This window comes from Anaerosporobacter sp., assembly GCF_965301125.1.
The window spans coordinates 1-11,305 of the sequence record NZ_CBDLAM010000131.1 but is presented as its reverse complement, the minus strand read 5'-3'; the positions used below and the strand labels follow the sequence as shown (position 1 = coordinate 11,305).

The window sequence follows — 11,305 nt, the reverse complement described above, 5'->3', positions numbered from 1 at the left end:
GAAAAATACTAAATATATCGTTTAATATTACGATAAATCTAAAATTATTACTTTTAATTGTCAAAACAAAAAAGTACGTATGATATTAGCAATTCAGTAACAGATATTACCCCTACATAATAATAGAAATGAGGACAGAAATAATGATACATAACATCATCTTTGATATAGGAAACGTATTGTTAGATTTTTGCTGGGAGAAACATTTTGCTAGTTTTGGATTTACCGATAAAGTATTTGATAAAGTAGCAAAAGCTACCGTATTAAGCCCCACATGGGATGCTTTTGACCAAGGAGTCTTGACTCCAACCCAATTGCTTGAAGCGTTTATTAAGAATGATCCATCTGTGGAGAAAGAGATTCGTCAGATGTATGAGAACTTCAACGAGATGATAGAAATTTACCCGTATACGTTGTCTTGGATTGAAGATTTGAAGAAGAGGGGATATCACATCTATGTGTTATCGAATTTTAGTGAGAAACAACACAAGGAATCTGGGATTAAGCTGGATTTCTTGAACGATATCGATGGATATATACTATCTTATCAAGAAAAACTGATTAAGCCAGATGATGGAATTTATCAGGCTTTAATAAAGAGATATGGTTTGGTTCCAGAAGAAAGTGTATTTATCGACGATAAGATGATTAATATTAAAGCTGCTAGAAAGAACAGATTACATGGAATTGTATTTACTTCGTATGAAGAAACAGCTAGTTTATTGAACAATATGATTGGAAGTAATTCAAGGCAGGAATCTGTTCACCAGTAGTATTAAAAGCATTATAATGCTATAGAAGGTGTGATTTTTAATTTAGGGGAAAAGATATGACAGATACAAAACGAGTTAGAATAGTTGATATAGCAGAAGAACTTGGAGTCAGTACGGCAACTGTTTCCAATGTATTACATGGTAAAACCAAGAAAATATCAGATGAAACTGTACAGCATGTTCAGGCTCTTTTAGAAGAACGTCAATACATACCAAGTATGGCAGGAATATTGTTAGCACAGAACTCGTCACGAATTATTGGCGTTGTTATTAACGACCATGAAAAGTATGAAAATCATACAATAGAGGATGTTTTTATAGCATCTTCATTAAACTACTTATCTACTGAGATCGAAAAAAATAATCAGTTTATGATGGTGAAGAAGACAAAGGACCCAGAGGAAATCATCCGATTTGCTTCTATGTGGAACATGGAAGGTTTAGTTGTAATTGGTTTTTGTAATCAGGATTACATGTATTTGAGAAATCATATGCGGATTCCTTTCGTTGTGTATGATGGATATTGTGAAAAAATAGATCGTATTTTTAATATCACAATCGATAATTATGACGGTGGATTTCAGGTGGGAGATTATTTCAAGAGAAATGGTCATAAGCGCGCGTTATGTGTCTCGGATAATGATATTTGCATTGATAAAGAACGTTATGATGGATTCTGTGCTGGATTTGGTAAAGAACATAGCGATTTAATGTTGATACCGATGCAGAAAAAAGAACGTTGGTCATTTTATCTGAAAAACATAGATCAACTGCGTTGTGTAACAGCAGTTTTTGCAGTTTCAGATTATTACGCAATTGATTTAATACATTTCTTAGCAGAACAAGGGATTTCAGTACCAGATGAAATTTCAGTAGCTGGCTTCGATGATATTCCAATGTGTGAGCTTATTTCACCGACATTAACTACTGTTAAGCAAGATGTGGAACTGAGAGCGAAAATAGCAATTCAAAAGTTGAAAGAAATGAAAGAGAAAAAGGAGATGGAAACGATTATTAAGCTACCGATAACTTTAGTTGAACGTGCTAGCACGAGACGAATTCAGGATTAATGTTATAGTAAGGCTGTGTTTGTGATTTTGCACAAATATAGCCTTTATTTTTTGGGATAGGTTATGCGTTTAACCTTTGAAAGTATTATACAGCTGTCTTACAATATAGATAATAATACTTATAGGAGGACGAATGATGAAACGTGAAAATACCTTTTTCAAAACAGTGTGTAATATTGCTATCCCAGTCGCACTTCAATCCATGTTACAGGCATCATTTAGTATTGTTGATCAGATTATGATTGGTCAACTAGGCAGTGGCAGCGTAGCTGGTGTCGGTTTAGCAGGTAAATTTTCGTCGATCTTTTCTGTTTTGGTATCAGCGATAGGTGCAGTAGCAGGAATTATGATATCTCAATATATGGGACAAAAGAATAAACAAGAAGTACGAAGAAGCTTCTTTTTGAATCTGCTTTTAGCAGTTGGATTAGCAAGTTGTTTTACCGTCTTATGTATTGTGTTTAATAAGCAGATAATGGGCTTGTATACCAAGGACAACAACACAATGCTTGTAGCATCCAGTTATCTTGCAATCATTGCTGGCACGTTTCTTCCAATGGCTGGCGCAACATTGCTCTCAACAATGTTCCGTTGTATGGAAAAGGCTTCATTGCCTCTCTACACCAGCATCTTTGCAGCAATTTTAAATACTGGTTTAAACTATATTTTAATTTTCGGTAAATTTGGCTTTCCGCAAATGGGTCCTGATGGTGCGGCAATTGCAACTGTGGTATCACAAGTGGTTAACTTCTTGTTTATGTTAGTACTACTTTTGAAGTATAGAGATTATCTTGTAAACAGCCAGGATAACAGACAGATCAAAGTCAAATTCAATTGGAAACAATATGCTAATATGTTGCTCCCAATCTTGGTTTGTGAGTTTATGTGGAGTCTTGGCGAAAATGTTTATGCTGGTATTTATGGAAATCTTGGAACAGAGTCAAGTGCGGCAATGACTTTGATAAATCCGATTCAAGGATTGATGATTGGAGCACTTTGTGGCTTGTCACAGGCAGCTAGTGTCATTATCGGTAAAAAGCTTGGAAACAAAGAGTACGATGAGGCTTACAATGCCTCTAAAAAGTTGATTTATTACGGATTTATTGGCTCTTTAATTCTATCCCTACTAATAGTTACAACTAGCTCATATTATGTTAAAATTTATCAAGTGGAAGAGTCAGTAAAATTACTTACAAAGCAGATATTGATTGCATATGCGGTTATTGCACCTTTCAAAGTACTAAACATGATTTTGGGTGGCGGAATTATACGAAGTGGAGGTAAAACCAAGTATGTCATGCTTATTGATTTGATTGGAACCTGTGTGTTTGGTGTGCCACTGGGATTGCTTTCTGCATTTGTTCTAAAACTGTCCATTCCTTATGTATATTTCATTCTCTCATTAGAAGAATGTATTCGATTTGGTATATCTGTTGTAATATTTCAGAAAAAGAAATGGATGCAAAGTCTTAAAGCGGTTAAATAATATTATAATAATAAAGAAAAGGAGTACATATTATGGAACGAAAATTAGTATTAAAACAAGACATATTGTCTGCATTAAAAACAGTTGGAGTGCAACAAGGACAATCAATTATGGTACATACATCACTTAGTAAACTTGGATTTGTATGTGGAGGTGCTCAGACTGTCATTGAGGCGTTGATGGAAAGTGTAGGAGAAACAGGAACTATTATGATGCCAACTCAATCATGGAAGAACCTTGATCCTTCCTGCGGAGTTCACTGGGAAGAACCAGAAGAGTGGTGGCAGATTATACGAGACAATTGGCCTGCATATAACGAAGATATTACGCCGACCAATACGATGGGAGCTGTGGCAGAGATGTTTCGAAAATGGCCTGGAACTGTACGAAGCAATCATCCAGCACGTTCGGTGGCGGCATATGGAAAATATGCTAGTTACCTGACACAGAATCATGATCTTTCAAACATTTTTGGAGAGGACTCTCCAATTGGGAAATTATATGACCTTGATGGATATGTATTGTTAATTGGAGTAGGCTATGATAAGAATACATCTATTCATTTGGCTGATGTTAGAGCTGAATATCCTGGAAAGCATAATTGTATAGAACATAGTGCTATTATGGAAAACGGGAAACGGGTATGGAAGGCATACGAAACTTTATTTGTAGATGGTGAAGATTTTGATCAAATCGGAGAGAGTTTTGAAGCTGAATGCAGGGTTAATAAGGTGCAGCTAGGAAATGGAATGATCACATTTATGAGACAAAGAGATATTGTTGATTATGCAGTTTCCTGGATCCAGAAACATCGAATTATGCAATTCACCTTTGGAGTTACCCATTGACAAATATTTCATCACTTGTTATTATTAACTTAATTAGGGCAAAGGTGTTCTTATATGAACTCCTACGCCCATTTTTTGTAAGAAAATTAATAAATATTTTCTGTGTAGGAAGGTAAGTATATCGCTTGGTCAGACAGATACCAAAAAGGAAGAGAGGGCGTAAGAATGAGTAAATATACCAAACAAGATATTATTGAATTAGTTGAAGAAGAAGATGTAGAGTTTATACGTCTCCAATTTACAGACATTTACGGAACGCTAAAGAATATGGCAATTACAACGAGCCAGTTAGAAAAAATCTTAAATAATCAGTGTAAATTTGATGGAGCTGCGATTGAAGGATTCACAAGCAATGAAAAGTCAGATCTATATCTTCATCCAGTACTTGATACATTCGAGATTTTTCCTTGGAGACCTCAACAAGGAAAAGTAGCCAGATTCCTATGTGATGTATGTCAAAAAGATGGTACTCCATTTGAAGGAGATAGCCGTTACGTTCTGAAGAAAATAATTGATCAAGCAGCAGAGATGGGCTATTCATTCGAAGTTGGCTCAGAATGTGAATTCTACCTATTCCAAGCAGATGAGAATGGTAAACTTTCTGCGAATACAGAGGAAAAGGGTGGATTCTTTGATATCGGACCGATTGATTTAGGTGAAAATGTACGTAGAGAGATCGTATTAACATTAGAAGATATGGGATTTGAAGTAGAAGCTTCTTATCATGAAGCTGGCGCATCTCAACATCAAATCGATTTCCAATATGATACTGCACTTAATGCAGCAGATAATATTATGACGTTTCGTATGGTTGTTAGAATTGTTGCCAAACGTCATGGTTTACATGCTACATTTATGCCAAAACCAATGAATGATTCTAAAGGATCTGGAATGAATATCTTATTGTCAATTTTAAAAGACGGTAAGAATATATTCTGTGGCGCTGAAGATAAGGAAGAATTATGTGATGAAGCAAAATGGTTTATTGCAGGTGTATTAAAGCACAATGCTGCAATTACTGCGATTGCAAATCCTATCATTAATTCATACAAACGTCTTGTACCAAATTATAATGTACCTACTTATAACAGTTGGTCTGTACATAATAGAAATGCAAGTATACGTGTACCAAATGATATTGATGATGAGAGTAAGATTGAACTTCGTTCTCCTGATTCATCTGCAAACCCATATTTAGTGCTAGCATTATATCTTGCTGCTGGTTTAGAGGGTATTCGTAATAAAGAAGAGATGCCAGAGGCACTTCCGAATGATGCAATCAAGAACGAGGAGTTCAATAAAGATATCAAACGTCTTCCTAAAACTTTAATTGATAGTATTGAAGCTTTAGAAGAGGATGAATTCATTAAGAGTGTTTTGGGTAAACAACTTGTTATGAATTTTATTAAAGCTAAGAGGAAAGAATGGAGCGATTATTGTTCCCAAGTAACAGCATGGGAAGTTGAGCAGTATTTATACCGCATCTAACCATGTAACCGGGTTCCATAGGGGGTATAATGTGCCGGTTGTATAGGTTGGAGGTGAGACAAACATATGCTTAATTTAATAATTGCATTTCCTAAAATAGATGATGCGAAGGTAATAAAGAATGTCTTAATACGGAATGGATATGAGGTAGATGCAACATGTACAACGGGAGCGCAAGTAATAGCCACAGCTAATGATTTAGATGGTGGTATTGTTATTAGCGCGTATCGTTTTACAGATATGTTTTATAGCGATTTACATAATTACCTTCCGAAGGGTTTTGAGATGCTATTAGTTGCTTCACCTACTAAGTTTGAAGATTGTATTAATAATGATATTGTTTGTCTTGGGAAACCGATTAAGACACAAGATTTATTAAATACGATTCAAATGATGACGTATAATTATACAAGACGAAGGAGAAAATTAAGAGAGAAGCCAAAACAAAGGACACAAGAGGAAAAGGAGATTATATCGAAAGCTAAAAGATTGCTCATGGATCGTAACAACATGACAGAGGAAGAGGCGCATCGATATATTCAAAAGACTAGTATGGATAGTGGAACGAATATAGTAGAAACTGCACAGATGATATTATGTTTAATGTAAGAAATTCAGGTAATGCGAATTGCGAATTGTAGCTATTCAATTTGGGAAAATACATTGCATAAATGCAGAGTATAGAGTAAAATAACAAAAATACAGAATATATTTAAGGAGGCTACATAATGTACAAGATTAATGAGAATTATCTAAAATTACCTGGTAGTTATTTATTTTCTACAATTGGTAAAAAAGTAAGCGAATTCACAGCTGCAAACCCTGAGAAACGAATTATCCGTCTTGGTATTGGTGATGTAACATTACCATTAGCACCAGCTGTTATTGATAGAATGCATAAAGCGGTTGATGAGATGTCAAAACAAGAGACATTCAAAGGGTATGCACCTGACCTTGGATATGAATTCTTAAGAGAAGCAATTGCTGTGAATGATTACAAGACTCGTGGTGTAGATATTGCATTAGATGAGATCTTCATCAGTGATGGAGCGAAGAGTGATTCTGGTAATATAGGTGACATCTTCGATGTTGATAACAAGATTGCTGTATGTGATCCTGTTTATCCAGTATACGTAGATACGAACGCGATGTCAGGTAGAACAGGAGAGTATTTACCTGAACTTGGTAGATGGAGTAATGTAATTTACATGCCTTGTACAGCAGAGACTAATTTTGCTCCTGAATTACCAACAGAAGAGCCAGATATTATCTATCTTTGTTTCCCTAACAATCCAACTGGTTCTACAATTAATAAAGCTGAGTTACAAAAATGGGTTGATTATGCTCTTAAAGTAGGCGCAGTCATTATCTATGATGCAGCTTATGAAGCATATATCTCTGAAGATGATGTTCCTCATACTATTTATGAATGTGAAGGTGCAAAGGCTTGTGCAATCGAACTTAGAAGTTTCTCTAAGAATGCTGGTTTCACAGGTACAAGACTTGGATTCACTGTTATTCCGAAAGAATTAAAATCTGGTGATGTAACACTTAATAGCTTATGGGCAAGACGCCATGGTACGAAATTCAATGGTGCTCCTTATATCATTCAAGCTGCAGGTGCTGCTATATACACAGAAGAAGGAAAGAAACAAACACAGGAACAAATCGCTTACTATATGAATAATGCGAAAGTAATCCGTGAGGGACTTGCAAGTGCTGGATACACAGTATCTGGTGGTGTGAATGCACCTTATATCTGGTTAAAGACTCCAGATAAGATGACTTCATGGGAATTCTTCGATTATTTATTACAAGAAGCAAATGTTGTAGGTACGCCAGGTTCAGGATTTGGACCAAGTGGAGAAGGATATTTCCGTCTTACTGCATTCGGTTCTTACGAGAATACAGTAGAAGCAATTGAAAGAATCAAAAAATTATAATATCATAATAGATAGTAAGATAGTAAAAACAGATACATTTTGTATCTGTTTTTTATGTTTTTAAGTTGTGATGCAAAACTCTATAGACGTTTTCATGGCTTCTTAGCTACGTACTATGACACAAAACACGCTACACATCTAAGTACTTCTAAGTGTGTACAAGTTAGGTGTCCAAAATGATACGGAAACGACTTCGATTCGGCATCCTGCCTCAGCGAAGTCTGGCTCGCCGTCCATGGCTCGCCTTCCTATGTTGTCTATGTACCCACTAAGAAGTACTATAGATGTTTCGCTATCGTTTCTTAGTCATAGTACGTAGCTAAGAAGCGAGTGAAGGTTATTAAGAGTTTTGCTTATTTACTTTGTTGATATAAAAGCATAAAAAAGTAACCACAAAAGGCTTTAATACAAAATTTATAAAGAAGTGAATAATATATAAATTTAAAATTAAGAAGGACGAAATAATGGATAATAAAATAGTTGATAAATTTACAATAAGAACTGCAACAATTGAAGATGCAGCAGGTATTCTTGCGGTGTATTCGCCTTATCTTCTTAACACGACAATAACATATGAATATGAGATACCTACGCTTGAAGAATTTCAAGAGAGAATACGTAAGGTTATTAAATTCTATCCATACCTTGTGTGTGAATTGGAAGGTGAAATTGTAGGCTATGCCTATGCTTCGCAACATATGGAACGTGCAGCTTTTAAGTGGGGAGCAGAGATTTCGATTTATATTAAGCAAGAATATCATGGAAGTGGAATTGCAAGTAGATTATATACTTCTATTATAGATAATTTATATAAGCAGGGAGTTTATAAAGTATATGCGTTAATTGATTCACCTAATGAAAAGAGCGAAGCGTTTCATCTAAAACGTGGGTTTAAGGAAATTGCTTGTTTATCACGTACCGCATATAAATTGGGAAGATGGTGTGATATGAAGTACTATGAGAAAGTATTGCGTAAGTGCGAAGATACCCCGGCTGAATTATTGCCATTTAGTGAAGTTGAAGATATGAATAAATAATAGTAATATTAGTAACTATCTGTAATTAATATGTATAATTTGTATAGTATTTTACCTCTGATTTATAATGTTTTCATTATTTTTATATAATAATAGAATGTAATTGTAATTAATATGTAAATTGGAGGTAAGGTATGGGAAAGGCAAAAAAAGTTAGAAAGATTGTGGCGATCGTATGCGCTCTAGCTTGCTTAATTAAAAGTATTGGGGTAATCGGAAAAAAAGTAAGCGCTGAAACAGCGGTAAACACAGAAAAAACGGATTCACGTTCGATAGCTTATGTAAAAGCTATGGGAAGTGGTTGGAACCTAGGAAATACTTTTGAAGGTTTTAATGCGGACAACCCTGTTTTAGGTGGCGGAGAAACCGCTTGGGGTAATCCGAAAGTAACCAAGGAGCTTTTAAAAGCTGTTAAAGCAAATGGATTTCAAAGTATCCGTATGCCAATTACAATTCAATCACGTTACACAGAGAAAGATGGCAAATATGTGATTGATGCAGGTTGGTTAGCTCGTTACAAAGAAGTAGTCGATATGGCTGTTAATGAAGGTTTTTACGTATTGGTTGACCTTCATGGAGATGCTTGGTCATGGCTAAATGCCTGGGATGGCAATGAAAATTCAATGGAATATCAAAAGTACACTCAAATTTGGACTCAACTTGCAACTTATCTAAAAGATGAGGGTGACAAAGTGTCTTTTGAGACAATCAATGAACCAGGCTTTTCAGATAGTGATAATTGTACTGCACAACAAAAATTAGATAAAATTAATATGGCTGCTTATCAATGTATTCGTAAATCAGGCGGAAATAATGCAACACGTATGATTGTTATGCCTACAATGAATACAAATTTCCAACAAGAGAAAAGTAAGGAACTTTACGATTTCATTGCTAAGTTAAATGATGAGAATATCATTGCTACGGTTCATTATTATAGCATCTGGATGTTTAGTGCTAACCTTGGACTTACTGGATTCGATGAAGAAACCAATGAAGGAAAAGGGGATACTCCAAGAGCTGAAATTGATACTATGTTCGATGTAGTAAAGAATACATTTATCGATAAAGGTATTGGTGTTCTTATTGGTGAATATGGTTTACTAGGTTATGATGCAGGAATGGAAGTAAATCAGCAAGGAGAAGAATTAAAATACTACGAGTACATAAATAAAAAGGCAAGAGATTACAATACTTGCCTAATGTTCTGGGACAATGGTTCTGGTATTAATCGTAATGATACAAAAGCTTATTCATGGAAAAAAGAGAACGTAGGTAAGATGATAGAAGCATGTATCAAAGGAGAAAGATCTTCCTATGCAACAGGACTTGATACAATTTATTTTAATGATAAAAATATCAAGGAAGTAAAGATACCATTAACATTGAATGATAATACATTTGTAAACATTAAAGGGCTTAAAAAAGGCACTGACTATACATACGATCAAAAGACTGCAACAGTGACTATTAAGAAGAAATATATAGCAAAAGCATATAAGAAATTAGCTTCAGATAAAGAAGGAACCATTGCTGATTTGGTATTCCAATTCTCTAGTGGTGCGGATTGGCATCAATATTTAGTAAAATGTAAAACACCTGAATTTGGAAATGTAGTAGGAACAGCAGACTCTCTAGTTATTCCAGTTGATTTTAATGGAAGTAAAGTAAGAAGAATGTATGCTTTAGAGAATGACAAGAAAGTTGGACCACACTCATCATGGTGGAAATATATCGAGTTTAGCTACAGTTATCTACCTAATTATACAGACTCCACAATAACAATTAAGGATAAATTCTTTGCGGATGAATCTGTAGTAGATGGTGATATTACTTTTGTTTTTGAATTCTATGATGGACAGATTGCAAAATATACAGTAACAAAAACAGGTAAAGAAGTGGCAACTAAGGCATATACAGTAAAAGGAATCCAGTACATCATTACGAAGAGTGTTGATGGAAATAACAACGGTACTGTAACAGTAGTTGGTGTTGATGATAAAGATGTATCTTCTATTACAATTGAAAAAACTGTAAAAATCGAAGGTAAGACATATCGTGTAACCGCTATTGGTGATAACGTATTCAAAGATTGCATGAAATTGAAGAAAATAAAAATCAAGACTAATGAGCTAACATCAGATGGATCACAAGCAAATAGTGGAATTGACAGCAAAGAAGTTTTTGACGTACCAGCTTCAAAAGTATCTGCTTATAAGAAATTATTTACTAGTGAGACGGGATTCAAAAAGACAATGACAATTAAATAATGAGATAAAGTGGATGTTGCAAAAGAACAACTTTTTTGCGCTGAATGTCATTTTGCGAACATATATGTATGTTCACAAAATGGCACAGATAAAAAAGTTGTTTTTTTGATGTCGCATTTCAATGCATTTGGTTTTATATTATAGTTTGTTTACTCAATTGACGTTTTGCAACGGTCTAATTCACCCAATCTGTCGAAATAACGCTTTACTATATTAAAACAAAGAAGCGATATTACATAAAATATTAATAAAAAAACTAATTTATTAAAGTTTTGAAAAATCTACTTGCGTTTCTAAAAATCCTGTGCTAATATTTACAAAAAAGAAATTGTAAAAGCATTGAAAGAGACTGAGACTTGCCGATAGCATTTATAAACAGGAATATAGTGT

General features: G+C 34.6%; 9 protein-coding genes. All 9 read left to right on the top strand.

Annotated features, from left to right (window positions below):
- The first annotated feature begins 143 nt into the window (after positions 1 to 143).
- On the top strand, positions 144 to 773 hold the full coding sequence (locus ACW2QF_RS13700; protein WP_455716568.1) for an HAD family hydrolase: 630 nt from the start codon (positions 144 to 146) through the stop codon (positions 771 to 773).
- Positions 774 to 829: 56 nt separating this feature from the next.
- Complete coding sequence (locus ACW2QF_RS13695; RefSeq protein WP_455716567.1) at positions 830 to 1,843, top strand: LacI family DNA-binding transcriptional regulator; 1,014 nt, start codon at positions 830 to 832, stop codon at positions 1,841 to 1,843.
- A 133-nt stretch (positions 1,844 to 1,976) separates the two neighbouring features.
- Positions 1,977 to 3,329: an MATE family efflux transporter gene (locus ACW2QF_RS13690; RefSeq protein WP_455716566.1), complete on the top strand. Its 1,353-nt coding sequence runs from the start codon at positions 1,977 to 1,979 to the stop codon at positions 3,327 to 3,329.
- A gap of 32 nt (positions 3,330 to 3,361) precedes the next feature.
- A complete protein-coding gene (locus ACW2QF_RS13685) occupies positions 3,362 to 4,177 on the top strand; it encodes an aminoglycoside N(3)-acetyltransferase (RefSeq protein ID WP_455716565.1) in 816 nt (271 codons plus the stop codon).
- Positions 4,178 to 4,342: 165 nt separating this feature from the next.
- Positions 4,343 to 5,665: a type I glutamate--ammonia ligase gene (gene glnA, locus ACW2QF_RS13680; RefSeq protein ID WP_455716564.1), complete on the top strand. Its 1,323-nt coding sequence runs from the start codon at positions 4,343 to 4,345 to the stop codon at positions 5,663 to 5,665.
- Between the two features lie 66 nt (positions 5,666 to 5,731).
- Positions 5,732 to 6,274, top strand: a complete 543-nt coding sequence (locus tag ACW2QF_RS13675) for an ANTAR domain-containing response regulator (protein WP_455716563.1) — start codon at positions 5,732 to 5,734, stop codon at positions 6,272 to 6,274.
- Between the two features lie 119 nt (positions 6,275 to 6,393).
- Positions 6,394 to 7,608 (top strand): LL-diaminopimelate aminotransferase, encoded by a 1,215-nt coding sequence (locus ACW2QF_RS13670; RefSeq protein WP_455716562.1) that lies wholly within the window; start codon positions 6,394 to 6,396, stop codon positions 7,606 to 7,608.
- A 464-nt stretch (positions 7,609 to 8,072) separates the two neighbouring features.
- Positions 8,073 to 8,645 carry an N-acetyltransferase family protein gene (locus ACW2QF_RS13665; protein ID WP_455716561.1) on the top strand — a complete coding sequence of 191 codons (573 nt, stop codon included), beginning with the start codon at positions 8,073 to 8,075 and terminating at the stop codon, positions 8,643 to 8,645.
- A gap of 134 nt (positions 8,646 to 8,779) precedes the next feature.
- Positions 8,780 to 10,915, top strand: a complete 2,136-nt coding sequence (locus ACW2QF_RS13660) for a cellulase family glycosylhydrolase (protein WP_455716560.1) — start codon at positions 8,780 to 8,782, stop codon at positions 10,913 to 10,915.
- Positions 10,916 to 11,305: the final 390 nt, after the last annotated feature.